The following is a 16188-nucleotide window of genomic DNA, read 5'->3' on the forward strand; positions in this document are numbered from 1 at the left end:
GCTCAGATGACTCCGCTCGTCTTCAGCAGCCGCATTTCCTCGTCACCGAGGCCCAGCTCACCGGCGTACACCTCTTGGTTGTGCTGACCGAGCAGCGGTGAAGTCACCACATCCACCGGGGAGTCGGACAGCTTCAGCGGGCTGCCGACGGTGGTGAACGTGCCGCGCTCCGGGTGCTCGACGCGGACGACCATCTCGTTGGCGGCCAGCGACTCGTCCTCCATGATCTCCTTGGTGGAGAGGATCGGGCCGCACGGGATGTTGTGCGCGTTCAGCTGTTCCAGGACCTCCCACTTGGGGAGCGTGGACGACCACTCCTCGATGAGCTGGAACATCTTGTTGAGTTTGGGCAGCCGGGACTCCGGCGTCGACCACTCGGGGTCGTCCACCAGCTCCGGACGGCCGATGAGCGAGGCGAGGGGCTGCCAGCCGACGGGCTGGACGATCACATACACGTAGTCGTTGGGGCCGCCGGGCGCGCACCGCACCGCCCAGCCCGGCTGTCCGCCGCCGCTGGCGTTGCCGCCGCGCGGCACCTCGTCACCGAAGTCCTCGTTCGGATACTCCGTCAACGGCCCGTGGGAGAGGCGCTGTTGGTCACGCAGCTTCACCCGGCACAGGTTGAGCACGGCGTGCTGCATGGCGACGTTGACGCGCTGTCCCCGCCCGGTGTTCTCGCGCTGGAACAGTGCGGCCAGGATGCCGGCGACGGCGTGGACTCCGGTGCCGGAGTCACCGATCTGCGCCCCGGTCGCCAGGGGTGGTCCGTCCTCGAAGCCGGTGGTGGACATCGAGCCGCCCATGGCCTGGGCGACCACCTCGTACGCCTTGAATTTGGTGTAGGGGCCCTCGCCGAAGCCCTTGATGGAGGCGTAGACGATCCGCGGGTTGATCTCCTGGATCCGTTCCCAGGTGAACCCCATACGGTCCACGGCCCCGGGGCCGAAGTTCTCCACCATCACATCGCTGCGGCGGATGAGTTCGGTGAGGAGCTCCTTGCCCCGCTCGCTCTTGGTGTTGAGCGTGATGCTCCGCTTGTTGCAGTTGAGCATCGTGAAGTAGAGGGAGTCGACATCGGGGAGGTCGCGGAGCTGCTTACGGGTGATGTCGCCGCTCGGCGCCTCCAGCTTCACCACGTCCGCACCGAGCCAGGCGAGCAGTTGGGTGGCGGACGGACCGGACTGTACGTGCGTCATGTCGAGGACGCGCACGCCCTCAAGAGCTTTGGTCATGCCAATGGCTCCTCTGCTACTTGTACATGGTCTGGTTCATGGTTCCGGGGGCGTACGCGGCGGGGTCGATCCACACGTTGATCAGCGAGGGCAGTCCGGACTCGCGGGCCCGTCGCAGTGCCGGCGCGATGTCGGCGGGGTCGCGGACCTCCTCGCCGTAACCACCCAGCATCTGGGCGAACTTGTCGTAGTGGACGTCTCCGAGGGTGTTGCCGACCCGCTCCCGCTCGTTGCCGTACTTGGCCTTCTGGCCGTAACGGATCTGGTTCATCGAGGAGTTGTTACCGACGATGCCGACGAAGGGGAGGTTGTAGCGCACCAGCGTCTCGAAGTCCCAGCCGGTCAGGGAGAAGGCGCCGTCACCGAAGAGCGCCACGACCTCCTTGTCGGGCCTGGCCTGCTTGGCGGCCAGGACGAACGGCACCCCGACCCCGAGCGTGCCGAGCGGACCGGGGTCCATCCAGTGGCCGGGCGACTTCGGCTGTACGACCTGACCGGAGAACGTGACGATGTCACCGCCGTCCCCGATGTAGATGGAGTCCTCGGTGAGGAAGTCGTTGATCTCGTTGACCAGCCGGTAGGGATGGATGGGGGAGGCATCCGACCTCAGGCTCGGCAACCTCTTCCCGATCGCGACCTGTTCGGCGGCCCGCAACTCCTCCAGCCAGGCCTTCCGCTTGACCGCGCCCCCGTTGAGCCGTCCGCTCGCGGCCTCGGTGACGGCCTTCAGCACCATTCCCGCGTCCCCGACGATCCCGAGGTCGACGTCCCGGTTCTTGCCGACGGTGCGGTAGTCGAGGTCGATCTGCACGACGGTGGCGTCGGGGGAGAGCCGCTTGCCGTAGCCCATCCGGAAGTCGAACGGCGTCCCCACGATCACGATGACATCGGCGTTGGAGAACGCGTAGCGGCGCGACAGCTGGAAGTGGTGCGGATCGCCGGGCGGCAGGGTGCCCCGGCCCGCCCCGTTCATGTAAGCCGGGACGTGCAGGGTGCGTACGAGCTCGATCGCGGAGTCCGTCGCCCTGGTCGTCCACACCTGACTGCCCAGCAGGATCGCCGGCTTCTCGGCGTGCACCAGCAGATCGGCCAGCCTCTCGACGGCCGCGGGGTCACCGGCCGTACGGGTCGACGCCCGGTACTGCCCGGCCTGCGGCACCCGGGCCTTCGACACCGGCACCTTGGCGTCGAGCACATCGCGCGGGATCTCCAGGAAGGACGGGCCGGGCGCCCCGTGGTAGCACTCGCGGAACGCCATCGACACCATGTCCGCGGCGCGTGCGGTGTCCGGCACGGTGGCGGCGAACTTGGAGATCGGCGCCATCATCTCGACGTGCGGCAGGTCCTGGAGGGAACCCATCTTGTGCTGGCTGTGGGCCCCCTGACCGCCTATCAGCAGCATGGGCGACTCGGCGCGGAAGGCGTTCGCGACGCCCGTCACCGCGTCCGTCGTCCCCGGCCCGGCCGTGACGACAGCGCATCCGGGCTTGCCGGTGATCCGCGCGTAGCCGTCGGCGGCATGGGCGGCGACCTGCTCATGACGTACGTCCACGACCTCGATGCCCTCGTCGACGCAGCCGTCGTAGATGTCGATGATGTGGCCGCCGCAGAGGGTGTAGATGCGTTCCACCCCCTCGGCCTTCAACGCCTTCGCGACCAAGTGCCCACCGGAAATGAGGTCCTGGCTGTCCTCGGGCATGAAGATCCCTGTCCCTTCGTAGGGGAGTGCGGGGGCCGCTCCAGTGCTTGGGCCGGCACCCCTGCGGTACATTGCATACAGTCGACGAATACTGTATGAACCTTGTTATCCCGCATCCGGTGGGTGGTGTCCAGGGGGCGTGCGGCACTTTCACAATCGGCACGATCGGGAGTGGCTATGGATCTGTACGAGCACCAGGCACGGCAGCTCTTCGCGGAACACGGCATAGCGGTACCGAGGGCCGAGGTCGTCGACAGCGCGGACGCGGCAGAGCGGGCGGCCCGCCGGCTCGGCGGCCGCGTCGTCGTCAAGGCGCAGGTCAAGACCGGCGGACGCGGCAAGGCGGGCGGGGTGAAACTCGCGGCGGACCCTGCGGCAGCCGCCCTCACGGCCCGTCAGATGCTCGGCATGGACATCAAGGGCCACCGCGTCCGCGCGGTGATGCTCGCCGAACCCGTCGACACAGCGGCCGAGTTCTACGTCGGATACGCACTGGACCGCGCGGCGGGCACCTTCCTCGCCATCGCCTCGGCCGAGGGCGGCACGGAGATCGAGGAAGTGGCCGCGAACCGCCCGGACGCGGTGACCCGCATGCCGGTCGACCCGGAGGAAGGAGTCACCGAGGAAAGAGCGCGGGAGATCGCCGAGTCGGCCGGACTGCCGCCGGAAACGGCCCCGGTCCTGCGCCGGCTGTGGCAGGTCCTCACCCGCGAGGACGCCCTCCTGGTCGAGGTGAACCCGCTCGTACGCACCGTCGACGGCAGAATCCTCGCCCTGGACGGCAAGGTCACGCTCGACGGCAACGCCCGCTTCCGCCAGCACCGTTGGGGTGCGGAGGCCGATGACCCGCACGGCGACCCGCTGGAGGCCGAGGCCGCCGCCAAGGGCCTCAACTACGTCAGGCTCGACGGCGAGGTCGGCATCATCGGCAACGGCGCCGGACTCGTGATGTCCACCCTCGACGTGGTGGCCGGATGCGGCGCCCGCCCCGCGAACTTCCTCGACATCGGCGGCGGCGCCTCGGCCCGGGTCATGGCCGACGGCCTCCGGGTGATCCTCTCGGACCCCGGCGTGAAATCGGTCCTGGTCAACGTCTTCGGCGGCATCACGGCCTGCGACGTGGTCGCCGACGGCATCGTCCAGGCGCTGGAGACCGTACAGCTGACCAAACCGCTCGTCGTCCGCCTCGACGGCAACAACGCCGCCCGCGGCCGCGCGATCCTCGACGCCCGTGCGCACCCACTGGTCCACCAGGTCACCACCATGGACGGCGCAGCCCGCCGCGCCGCCCAACTCGCCGACGCAGCATAAGGAGTGCGGACATGGCCATCTTCCTCACCAAGGAGAGCAGGGTCCTCGTCCAGGGCATGACCGGCGCCGAGGGTATGAAACACACCCGCCGGATGCTCGCCGCCGGCACCCGGATCGTCGGCGGGGTGAACCCCCGCAAGGCCGGCCGGACCGTGGACTTCGACGGCACCCCGGTGCCGGTCTTCGGCTCGGTCCGCGAGGGCATGGACGCGACGGCGGCGGACGTTACGGTCGTCTTCGTCCCGCCCCCCTTCGCCAGGTCGGCCGTCATCGAAGCGGTGGACGCCGGGATCGGCCTCGCGGTCGTCATCACCGAGGGCGTTCCCGTCCACGACGCGGTCGCCTTCCACGCCCACGCCAGGGCCCGCTCGACCCGTGTCGTCGGCCCCAACTGCCCCGGGCTGATCAGCCCGGGGCACTCCAACGCGGGCATCATCCCGCCCGATATCGCCCCCGCCCCCGGCCGTATCGGACTGGTCTCCAAGTCGGGCACGCTCACCTACCAGCTGATGCACGAGCTCCGCGAGATCGGCTTCTCCTCGGCGGTCGGCATCGGCGGCGACCCGGTGATCGGCACCACCCACATCGACTGCCTGACGGCCTTCGAGCAGGACCCCGACACCGAACTGATCGTCCTCATCGGCGAGATCGGCGGAGACGCGGAGGAGCGGGCCGCGGCCCACATCGCCCAGCACATCACCAAACCGGTGATCGGCTACATCGCGGGCTTCACGGCGCCCGAGGGCAAGACGATGGGCCACGCGGGCGCGATCGTCTCGGGCTCCTCGGGCACGGCCGAAGCGAAGAAGCGCGCACTGGAGGCGGCCGGAGTGGCGGTCGGCTCGACCCCGACGGAAACAGCCCACCTGGCCAGGGCCCGCCTCTTCGGCCCCTCCGGCGTTTGAGGAACGGGCTCCGAGGCGGAGCCCCGTTCACGGGAACGGGCCGGGGAGGGGACAAGTCCCGCCGCAGGCACCCCACCCCGACCGACCCCGCACCCCGCGCATCGCCGCGTCCCGACTGTGCACCGAGAGCGGAGACCCCATGACACCCGGCAACACCCCCACCCCCGCCCCCACCCTCGCCCTCAAACCCGGCACAGCCTGGCAGGACGCCTGGCACCGCTGCCTCACCACCGCCCCCGAGGCATTCCAGGAGGACCGCGTCCTGAACCTCTGGGCGGCGGGCTGGCAGCGCGACGGCCGGGTGCTCCCCGCCACCACCCCCGTGGACGGCACCCCCATCGCCGGACCGCCCCGGCTCGACGCCCCCACGGCCACGCGCGCCGTCCGTGCCGCCCTCGACCAGCACCGCGTCTGGCGGCACATCCCCCTCCCCGAGCGCCGCGCCCGCGTCACGGCCACCCTCGACGCCCTGACCGAACACCGCGAACTGCTCGCCCTCCTCCTCGTCTGGGAGATCGGCAAGCCATGGCGCCTCGCCCAGGCGGACGTCGACCGGGCGATCGACGGGGTGCGGTGGTACGTCGACGACATCGACCGGATGCTCACCGACCGCACCCCGCTCCCGGGCCCCGTCTCCAACATCGCCAGCTGGAACTACCCGATGTCCGTGCTGGTCCACGCGATGCTCGTGCAGGCCCTCGCCGGCAACGCCGTGATCGCGAAGACCCCCACCGACGGCGGCGTCGCGTGTCTGACCCTGGCCTGTGCCCTCGCCGCCCGCGAGGGCGTCCCCCTCACCCTCGTCAGCGGAAGCGGCGGCGAACTCTCCGAGGCCCTGGTCCGCTCACCGGAGATCGGCTGCGTCTCCTTCGTCGGGGGCCGCGACACCGGGGCCCGTATCGCCACCGCCGTGGCCGACCTCGGCAAACGGCACATCCTCGAACAGGAGGGGCTCAACACCTGGGGCATCTGGAACCACACGGACTGGGACGCGCTCGGCGCCGTCATCCCGAAGCTGTTCGACTACGGGAAGCAGCGCTGTACCGCCTACCCGCGCTTCGTCGTCCAGCGCAGCGCGTTCGACGCGTTCCTGACGGCCTACCTCCCGGCGGTCCGCGCCCTGCGGGTGGGCCACCCCCTCGCCGTGGCGGACCCCGCCGACCCCCTTCCCGCCCTGGACTTCGGCCCGCTGATCAACGCCGCCAAGGCCAAGGAGCTGGCCGACCAGGTGGCCGAGGCGGTCGACCGGGGCGCCGTCCCACTGCACCGCGCCGGCGCGGCCGCGGCGGACGGCCACTTCCTTCCGGGCCAGGACACCTCGGCGTACCTCCACCCGGTCACGCTCCTCAACCCGCCGCCGTCCTCCCCGCTCCACCACGCGGAGCCCTTCGGCCCGGTCGACACGATCGTCCTGGTCGACACGGAGGCGGAACTCCTCGCCGCCATGAACGCCTCGAACGGGGCCCTGGTCGCCACCCTCTCGACCGACGACCCCGCGACGTACGACAGGCTGGCCCCCCAGATCCGCGCCTTCAAGGTCGGCCACGGCACACCCCGCTCCCGGGGCGACCGTGAGGAGCTCTTCGGCGGCTTCGGCGCCTCCTGGCACGGTGCCTTCGTCGGGGGTGAACTCCTGGTCCGCGCCGTGACCGACGGCCCGCCGGGCGAGCGCCTGCCGGGCAACTTCCCGGACCACCACCTCATGCCGTAGAGGTGGCGTCAGTGCTCACCCGATCCCCTGCCGGTCGGGAAGCAGCGCGAACTCCCGCTCGGCCGCCTCCGGCACCGCGCGCTCCACCGCCTGGATCAGCAGCGCACGGTGCCGGACCAACGGCTTGCGCCGCTCCGGCGCCGCCAGCAGCAGGAGATCGTCGATCCCGGCCAGCAGCCGCCGGGTGACCTGCGGGGTGTCCGCGGCACACCGCCGGATCTCCTCGAACCCGAGATCCACCAGATCCGCCCACCCCGGCACGTCCTGCACCAGCCGTACGACCCCCTTGCGGTCCCGGTGGTGGACGGCCCCGAGGGGCAGATCCACGACGGCCGCGAGGAACTGCACGATCCGGTCCAGGCACTGCACTGCGGTGGTCGGGTCGTTCACGGCCGTCGAGAGGGCCCGCAGCGCGATGTCCGACAGCTGGCGCAGGCCGAACGCCAGATCCTGGTGCAGGGTCCGCTCGACCCCCACGGACACCGTGTACCGCAGCGCGCGCCGGCGTGGCGCGGCCCCGCCGTGCACCGCCAGCACCGGTGTCCCCGGCACGACGAAGTCCCCGAGCCGAGGGATCAGCCGCAGAACGACGCCCTGGTGCCGTGCGGCCCGTACCAGCCGGGCCACGTTCACGTCCCGCAGCACCCCGGCCCGCCCCTCGTGCACGAGCTGCCCGGTCTCGCCCGCGAGCGGCCCCTCCTGGGGGCGGCCGGCCGGCATCCGCCCCAGCACCCGGAAGGAGTCCCGGGTGATCCGGTCGACGACGGGGCCGACCTGCATCAGCCGCAGCGTGGAGCTCACGTAGGCGATGAACAGCAGCAGACTGAGCCCGACGAGCGCGGCGGTCAGCACACTCTGCAGAAACGGCACGGACACCACCAGGCGCGGATCGGTCTCGCTCTCGTACGAGCTCAGGACCAGCAGCGAGAACACGAACGTCGCCAGGAACACCGACAGCGTGAGCTTGCTGATCCGGCTCCGTACGAAGATCCGCACCACCCGGGGCGTGAGCTGCCCGCTCGCCATCTGCACGGCCACCAGCGAGATACTGAAGACCACACCGATGAAGGTCATCATCGCCGAGCTGATCGTGACGACGATCGTCTTGGTGTCCTCGGCGACCGAGACCAGGTCCTTGATCTCGTCGTACGCCTGCTCGTCCTGGAGGTAGGCGACGAGCTGCTCGTCGAGCGCCGAGGCGACGAACCAGAGCACGATGGCGCAGACCAGCGTCAGGGTCGGGGCGAACCAGAAGGTCTCGCGCAGATGCTCTCGCAACGGTGACAGCGTGCGGGGTGGCCGATAGCCGCGATCACTCATGCCGGCGAACGTAACCCGCCCCGCGCATACCCGCGTGGACCCCGCCGCCGACCCTCCGGAGACACCGTGCGTACGTGACTGGCTACGGACCGTACGCAAGGACGGGGGTGTGCCGGCGAGAACGCCTCCGCGGCGAGCCCGAACCCCGCTGACCAGTGCGCTGACCACCGAATACGCAGGTGAGACGGACCCCAAACCCCTGGTATTGTTTTCTTTGTCGCCGCGGGAGACTGCGGCTGATCACCCGGTCCGGGTGGCGGAATGGCAGACGCGCTAGCTTGAGGTGCTAGTGCCCTTTATCGGGCGTGGGGGTTCAAGTCCCCCCTCGGACACCAGGGTCAACCGACCAAATGAAGCCGGTCAAAGCGACACTTTGTCGCTTTGACCGGCTTTGTTGTTGTGTAGAACGTGATCTGGCCCTCTGCGGGTTCGCAGAGGGCCAGATGTGTTTGTGCTGTTCAGGTGGGGTGTGAGGGGTGGGGTGGATCAGGCGGGTCTGTACGGTCAACGGTGTAACTCCCGAGCTGGAAGCGACAGTTGATGACTGACGTGATGAGTGACATCGAGGCCGGGGAGGCCGCCGTGGACGCACCGGATGCTGTGGATGACGGGCTGGTTGCTGAACTGGTGGCCCGGGCTCAGGCCGGCGGAGTGAAGCTGACGGGTGAGGGCGGCCTGCTGGCGGAGTTGACGCGTAGGGTCCTGGAGTCGGCGCTGGAGGGCGAGCTGACCGACCACCTCGGACACGAGCCCGGTGAGCGGGCCGAAGGCGGCCGGGACAACTATCGCAACGGGCACCGGTCCAAGACGGTGACCACCGAGGTCGGGCCGGTGGAGATCACGGTGCCGCGGGACCGGGCGGGCACGTTCGAGCCGCAGCTGGTCAAGAAGCGCCAGCGGCGCCTGGGCGGGGTTGACGAGATGGTCCTGTCCCTGTCCGCGAAGGGCCTCACTCATGGTGAGATTTCCGCGCACCTGGCCGAGGTCTATGGGGCGGAGGTCTCCAAGAGCACTATCTCCACGATCACCGACAGCGTGATGGCCGGCATGGCCGAATGGCAGAACCGGCCCCTGGACGGCGTCTACCCGGTCGTCTTCATCGACTGTGTGAACGTGAAGGTCAGGGACGGTCAGGTCGCCAACCGGCCCGTCTATATGGCGCTGGCGGTGACGGCGGAGGGGCATCGGGACATCCTGGGTCTGTGGGTCGGCGACGGCGGCGAGGGTGCGAAGTACTGGCTGCAGGTCCTCACCGAGATCAAGAACCGCGGGGCCCGCGATGTGCTGATGCTGGTCTGTGACGGCCTGACCGGCCTTCCGGACGCGGTGAACACGGTCTGGCCTGCGACGATTGTCCAGACGTGTGTGGTTCACCTGCTGCGGAATTCGTTCCGTTACGCAGCGAGGCAGGACTGGGAAAAGATCGCGCGTGCGCTCAAACCCGTCTACACCGCGCCGACCGAGGACGCCGCCCTGGAGCGTTTCCTGGAGTTCAGCGAGGCCTGGGGCAAGAAGTACCCGGCAATCGTGCGGCTGTGGGAAAGGGCCTGGGCGGAGTTCGTCCCCTTCCTCCAGTTCGATGTGGAGATCCGGAAGATCGTGTGCACCACCAACGCGATCGAGTCCGTCAACGCCCGCATCCGCAAAGCCGTCCGATCCCGCGGGCATTTCCCCACGGAACAGGCCGCGCTCAAGTGCGTCTACCTCGCGGTGATGAGCCTGGACCCCAAGGGCACCGGCCGCAAACGCTGGACCATGCGCTGGAAGGCCGCACTCAACGCCTTCGACATCACCTTCGACGGCCGACTCACCGCCGGACGCCAGTAGAAACAATCAACCGAGTTACACCGCTCGCTGTACAGACCCCCCCCCGCGACGGCGGGCCGCCGGTTGCGCACTCGTTCCGTTACGCCATGCCCCAGGACGAACGGCACGCCGACGCCCGCTTCGTCGTGCTGGACGTGGGGCGCCGCTCGGCGGTGTGGGAAGCGACCCGCCCCTCGCACATCGGCCACCTGTCCCCGTTTGCGCGCGGCTGGGTCTGGTGGTCCCACGACGGCGGGGCCCTGTACTTCCTGCGCCAGCCCCGCTACGCCCGCTCGCTCGGGCTGCACCGCCTCGATCCCGACACCGGCGCCGTCGACCTCCTCGTGGACGACCACGGCACCACCCGAGTGGAACCCGCACAACTGATCTTCGACCGCCCCATCGTCCGAGTGCTGAACTCCGGAGAGGCCCTGTGGTACTCCCAGCGCGACGGCTGGGGACATCTGTACCTCTACCCCGCACCCCCTCGGCCGCCAGGCCCCGCGTCGACCGACGAGCCGGCCCCGACTCGGGTCACGAAGGGAGCGTGGGCGGTCCGCAGCATCCTCCACGTCGACGAGGAGAACCGCACCGTCCTGTTCCTCGCATCAGGGCTGGTGCCCGGTGAGCCCTACGCCCGGCAGCTGTGCACCGTCGGACTCGACGGCAGCGGATTCGCCAATCACAGCGACGACGCGTTCGATCACGAGGTCGTTGTCGCCCCGTCCGGCGCCTACCTCCTCGACACCGCCTCCGCCGTGGACACACCGCCGAGGACCGTCGTACGCGATGCCGCCGGCGCGGCCGTGGTCGAACTCGAGCGACCAGACACCGCGCTGCTGCTCGCCGCAGGCTGGACACCACCGGAGCGGTTCAGCACCAAGGCCGCCGACGGGGTCACCGACATCCACGGCACGCTCTGGCGCCCGCACGGTTTCGATCCGTCGCGTCGCTACCCGCTGGTCGATTCGGTCTACCCCGGCCCTCAGATCATGCGCGCCACCGCAGGTTTCTCCAACCCCCACCTCGTATCACCGGAAACGCTCGCCGCCCTGGGATTCGCCGTCGTGACCATGGACGGACGCGGCACCCCCGGCCGCAGCAAAGCCTTCCACGACGCCTCCTACGGCAACCTCGGCAACGCCGGCTTCCTCGAAGACCACGTCGCCGCGATTCACCAACTGGCCTGCCGTCACCCTTGGATCGACATCGACCGGGTCGGAATCGCCGGAGCGTCCGGCGGCGGCTTCGCCACCGTCAGGGCGATGCTCACCCACGCCGACCTCTACAAGGTCGGCGTCGCCCTGTGCGGCAACCACGACATCCGTCACTACCTGGCGCTGTGGGCCGACACCTACCTCGGCGAAGGCACCGCGGAGCAATGGGCCGACACCGCCAATCCGAACCTCGCCGCCAATCTGACCGGGAAGCTTCTGCTCGTCCACGGCGAGCTCGACGACAACGTCCTGCCCTACCAGACCCTCAACCTCGTCGACGCCCTCATCGACGCCGACAAGGACTTCGACCTGCTTGTCGTCCCCGGCGTCGAACACAGCTTCATGGGCCGCGACCACTACGTCACGCGCCGGATGTGGGATTACCTCGTCCGGCACCTGCTCGGGACGCAACCACCGGAGGGATACGCGATGCAGCCCTTTCCCGCCGGTGCCGAACACCTCGCCGAACTGCTCGGATAACCGCCCGCAGAGCTGCCCACCCGGCAGGGAGTCCGCCCCGCACCATCCCGGCCCGATCATCGAGCCGTCCCCGGACAGCCCGACCGATGGCAGGGCCGAGCGCCTGCCACAGCGACGGGCATTCTCCGCACACCTCAGCACCGACTAGCTGCCGTAAGGGAAATTGACCGGATCCTGCAGGCAGCGGCGATACCGGAGGTGCCTGGGCGGTGCCTCATCGAAGGACTCGTCGGTCATGCGGTGAGTCTTTACGGTCGCTCCACCAGCTGGCCGCGTTCGAAGCGGGCGCCGGCACGGACCAGGGCAACCAGATGGGGTGCGTTGACCGCGCGTCAGCGCGTCTGGGCGGAATCCATGAGCTTGACGACCATGGCGAGTGCAGCAACGCGACTGCCAGCACCTTTCCCGAATCGGAGAGGTAACGGCAGTTCGCGGCTGGCAGCTGAAGGCAGCATCCACTGGACCGGGCCACGCTCGGGTTTGGACTGGTGGCCCCGCCGCGGACCGCGAGGGGGCGTTGGGCGTTCAAGGCCGTTGGACGCAGGTTGCGGAGGATCTCGATGCTGGCAGTACTTCAGCGGGGCGTGCGGGGCCCGGCAGGGAGTGCGGCCCGGCCGCCAGCGCCGGGCGGGCGCCGTCGCTCTCCCCAGCCGTGCCGGGGACGGGAGCGTCCCACGGCCGAGCCGGGATGGGGCGGGGGCTGGCGCGTCGGCCTGCGAAGGCCCCTTCTCCAGCCCCCTGCCCTGTCTACCCCAGCACCCGCCCGAGGAAGCCGCGGAGGTAGCCGGCGACTACGTCCAGGTGGCTCTCCAGCAGGAAGTGGCCGCCGTTGATCAGGTGCACTTCCGCGTTCTTGGCGTCGCGGGCGAAGGCGCGTGCGCCCGCCGGGCCGAAGATTTCGTCGTTGCGGCCCCAGACGGCGAGCACAGGGACCTCGCTGGTGCGGAGGTATTCGTGCAGCAGCGGGTAGAGCGGGCGGTTGTTCTGGTAGTCCCGGAACAGTGCCAGCTGGATCTCGTCGTTGCCCTCGCGGGAGACGAGCGCGACGTCGTGCTCCCAGGTGTCCGGACTGACCACGCTGGGGTCGGGTACGCCGTGCACGTACTGCCAGCGGATGGCCTCGAGACTCATCGCGGCGCGGACGGCGGGTTCGGTGTCGGGGCCGGGATTCGCCCCGTAGGCCCACAGGCCGGCCCAGAAGGAGTCGACGAAACCGTCCTCGTAGCCGTTGCCGTTCTGGGTGACGATGGCGGAGATGCGCTCGGGGTTCTTCAGCGCGAGGCGCCATCCGATGGGGGCGCCGTAGTCCTGGACGTAGAGGGCGTAGCGGTCCAGGCCCAGCTGGTCGAGCAGCCCGGAGGTGAGTTCGGCGAGGGCGTCGAAGGTGTAGTCGAACTCCGTTGTGGGCGGGGCGTCGGAGTGGCCGAAGCCGAGGTGGTCCGGGGCGATGACGTGGTAGTCGTCGGCCAGCAGCGGGATGAGTTCCCGGAACATGAACGAACTGGTCGGGTAGCCGTGCAGCAGCACGATCACGGGGGCGTCGGCGGGGCCGGCCTCGCGGTAGTAGATCTCATGACCGTCGACGGAGGCGGTCCGGTGGTGCACCGAGCTCATATCTAACTCCTTTGCGCGTTTGATATGGTTAGTTGTTCGCTACGTAAGCACGGGATGGGCTAACCTGTCAAACGATTCGATACGGTTAGAAAGGTGGTGATCCCCCGATGGGTGCGCTACTGGACCTGCTCAACAGCAGGCCGCTGGTCAACGGCGAGGAGCAGGACGCGCTCGGCGACCCGGCCGAAGGCAGGCGCTGGGCGCGGGAGCACGGCGGTGACGGCAGCCTCGCGGAACTGACGCTGCTGCGCGAGGCGCGGGACGTCCTGCAGGATGTGGTGCGCGGAAACTCTTCGCCCGCCGCGCTGGGCCCGCTACTGGAAGGGGTTCACCAGATCCCGGAGGTCACTTCGGACGGTCTCCAGTGGGCGGTCAGGTTCCCCCCGCACGCCCGGCTGGCCGTCGAGACGGTCCTCGCCTGGGCCGGGACCGAGGAACGGATGCCCGGCCGGCTGCGCCCCTGCGCCAATACCGAGTGCCAGTTGTTCCTGCTCGACCGCAGCCGCGCCAACCGCGCACGCTGGTGCTCGATGGCCGTCTGCGGCAACCGCGAGAAAGTGCGCCGCCACTACGAACGCACCCGCTGAATCCGCACCCAAGGGCCCGGCTGGAGCTGAACGGGAACCCGCCGAGCAGTGATGTCCTTCTCCGCGGGCGGCCCCGGTAGCAGCCGTAGCGCGGCAGCTGAAGGCGGCGCCAGTCCGGCCTGTTGGGTCGCGCGAGGTCCCTGGCGGGGCGGCGGCGGGCTGCCCGGTGTTGGGTTGGGGTCTAGAAGACGTCGCGCAGGGTTTTCAGGAGGCGGGTGATGTTCGCTTCGTCGCGGCGGTAGTAGGTCCACTTGCCTCGCCGGGTGGCGATCACGAGCCCTGCCTGCCGCAGCATCGCGAGGTACTGCGAGGTGGTCGACTGCCCCAGACCGGTACGCCGCTGGATGTCGGTCACGCAGACGCCGATCTCGACGTCGTCGGGCTCCTGGCCGGGGAAGCTCATCGGCTCCTTGAGCCACACCAGGATCTGTCGGCGGGCTGGATTGGACAGGGCCCGGAACACAGCCAGCAACTCCGCCTCCGAGAACACGCACTCATCCTAGCCCAGTCATATATTGACGATTCGCGATATGACGATCTAAGGTCGGCGTATGTCTACTTCGATGCGTGTGATGGAACTCGTCCGCTTCGGCGACGCGGAAGACGCGTTCGCCGCCCGAGAGCTGCCAAGGCCCACCCCGGGACCCGGTCAGGTGCTGGTGCGCGTGATGGCCACGTCCGTGAACCCCCTCGACCTCCAGACCCGGCGCGGCGACTACCACGAGGAGGTGGCGCTGCCCGCGGTGATCGGCAACGACGTGTCCGGCGTGGTGGTCGCCACCGGCCCCGGGGCGGACGACTTCCAGCCGGGCGACGAGGTCTGGTACCTGGCGCCGATATTCGCCGGGCAGGGGACCTATGCCGAGTACCACGTGGCCGACCAGGCCCTGGTCGCCCGCAAGCCCGCACGCCTGTCGCACGTCGAGGCCGCCGGCCTCGCGCTCGTGGGCGTGACGGTCTGGGAAGCGCTGGTCGAACGCGCCGCGGTAAGGGCCGGGGAACGGGTCCTGGTACACGGCGGAGCGGGCGGAGTCGGCTCCGCCGCCATCCAGCTCGCCAGCGCACTGGGGGCCGAGGTGGTCACCACCGCTCGGGCGAAGGATCACGAGTTCGTCACCGGCCTCGGAGCAGACCACGCGATCGACTTCTCGACCGGTGACTATGTGTCGCAGGTCCGCGCACTGGGCGGGGTGGACGTCGTCCTGGACACGGTGGGCGGGGACACTCTCACCCGCAGCCCGGAGGCCCTCACCGACCGGGGCCGCGTGGTCTCCATCGTCGACACCCCCGAACCGCAGAACCTGCTCGCCGCGTGGGGCGTGAACGCGACCTACCACTTCCTCTTCGTCAGCCCCGGCCGGGCGAAGCTCGAAGCCCTCAGCCGCCTGGTCGACCAGGGCAGACTTCGGCCGGTGATCGGCACAGTACTCCCGCTGGACGACATCGCTCAGGCACACACCCTGCTGGAAGGCGGCTCCACCGGCGACGGCCGCCGGCGCCCCCGGGGCAAGATCGCCATCGCCGTACACCCCACCGACGAGCCACCGCACCGGACGGCATCGTCGCGTTGAGTGAGCCAGCCGCCCCGGTCCCGGCCGGGGCGGCTGCCAGTTGGTGATGTGGCTGACTTCCGCCCCGCGTGTCCGCAAGTTCCGGACGCGGTCACATCCAGCTGCCTTCCTCAGTGGAAACGCCAGTGTGAGCGAGCAGGCCGGTGCCGCGTACTGGCGTTTGTGGTGTCAGCCCGCGCGGACTGATTCCCAGCGCCGCGGCGATCTCGGGGGCCATCTCGTGCCCGTCCCACTTCCACTCGTCCTCGGCCTCACTGCCTCTGGTGCTCTCGTCCCAGGTCGGTGAGAGTCCGAGTCCCTCCCGACGGGACCTCTCCAGTGGGAGCGGCTGTCCCAGCGTGAAGAGCGCGTCTTCGTCGGGTGCACCGGTTTCGCAGTACCGCCGCACCACGGCGCCATCCTCGGCGATGAGCCAGGCCGACCCGTCTCCCTGCATCCCGTAGTAGTACGCCTGCGCCTGGCTGTAGCGGCTGCTGAGATCAACGCACAGTCGCAGCATCTCGTCACTCGTTTCGTCGTCGCACGGATCGCACCAGGGGCCGATCACCAGCGTCCATCCGTCGAGCTCAGGACTTACGTAGACCTGGGCGAGCCCGTCGGTCCCCCCGTGGCCATCGTCTTCGATGACGGCAGCGGCCTCCCCTCTCTGTCAGCCTTGGGTGAGACATCCCGATCTGTCGGGTTAGCCTGAGAGGGCGCGACAGGAGAATCACCCCTTATGACCAGCACCGAACC

The 16188-nt window shown here is 69.4% G+C and carries 13 protein-coding genes, 1 tRNA gene and 1 pseudogene; 8 read left to right on the forward strand and 7 right to left on the reverse strand.

Annotated elements, in window-relative coordinates:
• Positions 1-2: 2 nt before the first annotated feature.
• Both frc and AB0I52_RS23130 read right to left on the reverse strand, forming a co-directional pair.
• Positions 3-1232, reverse strand: coding sequence for a formyl-CoA transferase (gene frc, locus AB0I52_RS23125; RefSeq protein ID WP_363075439.1), 1230 nt, complete (start codon positions 1230-1232; stop codon positions 3-5).
• 16 nt (positions 1233-1248) lie between these two features.
• Positions 1249-2931 (reverse strand): thiamine pyrophosphate-binding protein, encoded by a 1683-nt coding sequence (locus AB0I52_RS23130; protein WP_363075440.1) that lies wholly within the window; start codon positions 2929-2931, stop codon positions 1249-1251.
• A 177-nt stretch (positions 2932-3108) separates the two neighbouring features.
• Here AB0I52_RS23130 and sucC point away from each other — a divergent pair, with 177 nt between their 5' ends.
• The 3 genes from sucC to AB0I52_RS23145 all read left to right on the forward strand — a co-directional run bounded on the left by sucC (position 3109) and on the right by AB0I52_RS23145 (position 6858).
• On the forward strand, positions 3109-4242 hold the full coding sequence (gene sucC, locus AB0I52_RS23135) for an ADP-forming succinate--CoA ligase subunit beta (RefSeq protein ID WP_363075442.1): 1134 nt from the start codon (positions 3109-3111) through the stop codon (positions 4240-4242).
• An 11-nt stretch (positions 4243-4253) separates the two neighbouring features.
• Complete coding sequence (sucD, locus tag AB0I52_RS23140; protein WP_363075444.1) at positions 4254-5147, forward strand: succinate--CoA ligase subunit alpha; 894 nt, start codon at positions 4254-4256, stop codon at positions 5145-5147.
• Between the two features lie 139 nt (positions 5148-5286).
• Entirely contained in the window at positions 5287-6858 is a 1572-nt protein-coding gene (locus AB0I52_RS23145; protein WP_363075446.1) for an aldehyde dehydrogenase family protein, read from the forward strand.
• A 15-nt stretch (positions 6859-6873) separates the two neighbouring features.
• On the opposite strand, the gene AB0I52_RS23150 is transcribed toward AB0I52_RS23145, so the two are convergent.
• Entirely contained in the window at positions 6874-8178 is a 1305-nt protein-coding gene (locus AB0I52_RS23150) for a DUF2254 domain-containing protein (RefSeq protein ID WP_363075448.1), read from the reverse strand.
• 247 nt (positions 8179-8425) lie between these two features.
• Between AB0I52_RS23150 and AB0I52_RS23155 the strand changes: the two genes are divergently transcribed.
• From AB0I52_RS23155 to AB0I52_RS23165, 3 genes are all read left to right on the forward strand, one after another.
• Positions 8426-8513, forward strand: a tRNA-Leu gene (locus AB0I52_RS23155).
• A 205-nt stretch (positions 8514-8718) separates the two neighbouring features.
• A complete protein-coding gene (locus AB0I52_RS23160) occupies positions 8719-10005 on the forward strand; it encodes an IS256 family transposase (RefSeq protein ID WP_363075450.1) in 1287 nt (428 codons plus the stop codon).
• A 5-nt stretch (positions 10006-10010) separates the two neighbouring features.
• A complete protein-coding gene (locus tag AB0I52_RS23165) occupies positions 10011-11681 on the forward strand; it encodes a prolyl oligopeptidase family serine peptidase (RefSeq protein ID WP_363075466.1) in 1671 nt (556 codons plus the stop codon).
• Positions 11682-11929: 248 nt separating this feature from the next.
• Here the strand turns inward: AB0I52_RS23165 and AB0I52_RS23170 are convergent.
• Positions 11930-12085, reverse strand: a pseudogene (locus AB0I52_RS23170) (IS256 family transposase); the annotation flags it as partial.
• Positions 12086-12428: 343 nt separating this feature from the next.
• Positions 12429-13295, reverse strand: a complete 867-nt coding sequence (locus AB0I52_RS23175) for an alpha/beta hydrolase (protein WP_363075452.1) — start codon at positions 13293-13295, stop codon at positions 12429-12431.
• Positions 13296-13402: 107 nt separating this feature from the next.
• On the opposite strand from AB0I52_RS23175, the gene AB0I52_RS23180 reads away from it, so the two are divergent.
• Positions 13403-13882 (forward strand): CGNR zinc finger domain-containing protein, encoded by a 480-nt coding sequence (locus AB0I52_RS23180; RefSeq protein WP_363075454.1) that lies wholly within the window; start codon positions 13403-13405, stop codon positions 13880-13882.
• A 181-nt stretch (positions 13883-14063) separates the two neighbouring features.
• Here the strand turns inward: AB0I52_RS23180 and AB0I52_RS23185 are convergent, their stop codons facing one another.
• The gene (locus tag AB0I52_RS23185) at positions 14064-14372 is read right to left on the reverse strand and encodes a metalloregulator ArsR/SmtB family transcription factor (RefSeq protein ID WP_359681086.1); all 309 of its coding nucleotides are present in this window, start codon (positions 14370-14372) and stop codon (positions 14064-14066) included.
• 61 nt (positions 14373-14433) lie between these two features.
• Between AB0I52_RS23185 and AB0I52_RS23190 the strand changes: the two genes are divergently transcribed.
• Entirely contained in the window at positions 14434-15453 is a 1020-nt protein-coding gene (locus tag AB0I52_RS23190; RefSeq protein ID WP_363075456.1) for a zinc-binding dehydrogenase, read from the forward strand.
• 91 nt (positions 15454-15544) lie between these two features.
• Here AB0I52_RS23190 and AB0I52_RS23195 read toward each other — a convergent pair whose 3' ends face one another.
• Positions 15545-16000: a hypothetical protein gene (locus tag AB0I52_RS23195; protein WP_363075458.1), complete on the reverse strand. Its 456-nt coding sequence runs from the start codon at positions 15998-16000 to the stop codon at positions 15545-15547.
• Between the last annotated feature and the right edge of the window lie 188 nt (positions 16001-16188).

The organism is Streptomyces sp. NPDC050423, assembly GCF_040655445.1.
GTDB lineage: Bacteria > Actinomycetota > Actinomycetes > Streptomycetales > Streptomycetaceae > Streptomyces.

Bases quoted from the DNA above. Each gene is read 5' to 3' on its own strand.
- frc (WP_363075439.1), bottom strand. From the start codon at position 1,232: ATGACCAAAGCTCTTGAGGGCGTGCGCGTCCTCGACATGACGCACGTA.
- AB0I52_RS23130 (WP_363075440.1), bottom strand. From the start codon at position 2,931: ATGCCCGAGGACAGCCAGGACCTCATTTCCGGTGGGCACTTGGTCGCG.
- sucC (WP_363075442.1), top strand. From the start codon at position 3,109: ATGGATCTGTACGAGCACCAGGCACGGCAGCTCTTCGCGGAACACGGC.
- sucD (WP_363075444.1), top strand. From the start codon at position 4,254: ATGGCCATCTTCCTCACCAAGGAGAGCAGGGTCCTCGTCCAGGGCATG.
- AB0I52_RS23145 (WP_363075446.1), top strand. From the start codon at position 5,287: ATGACACCCGGCAACACCCCCACCCCCGCCCCCACCCTCGCCCTCAAA.
- AB0I52_RS23150 (WP_363075448.1), bottom strand. From the start codon at position 8,178: ATGAGTGATCGCGGCTATCGGCCACCCCGCACGCTGTCACCGTTGCGA.
- AB0I52_RS23160 (WP_363075450.1), top strand. From the start codon at position 8,719: ATGACTGACGTGATGAGTGACATCGAGGCCGGGGAGGCCGCCGTGGAC.
- AB0I52_RS23175 (WP_363075452.1), bottom strand. From the start codon at position 13,295: ATGAGCTCGGTGCACCACCGGACCGCCTCCGTCGACGGTCATGAGATC.
- AB0I52_RS23180 (WP_363075454.1), top strand. From the start codon at position 13,403: ATGGGTGCGCTACTGGACCTGCTCAACAGCAGGCCGCTGGTCAACGGC.
- AB0I52_RS23190 (WP_363075456.1), top strand. From the start codon at position 14,434: ATGTCTACTTCGATGCGTGTGATGGAACTCGTCCGCTTCGGCGACGCG.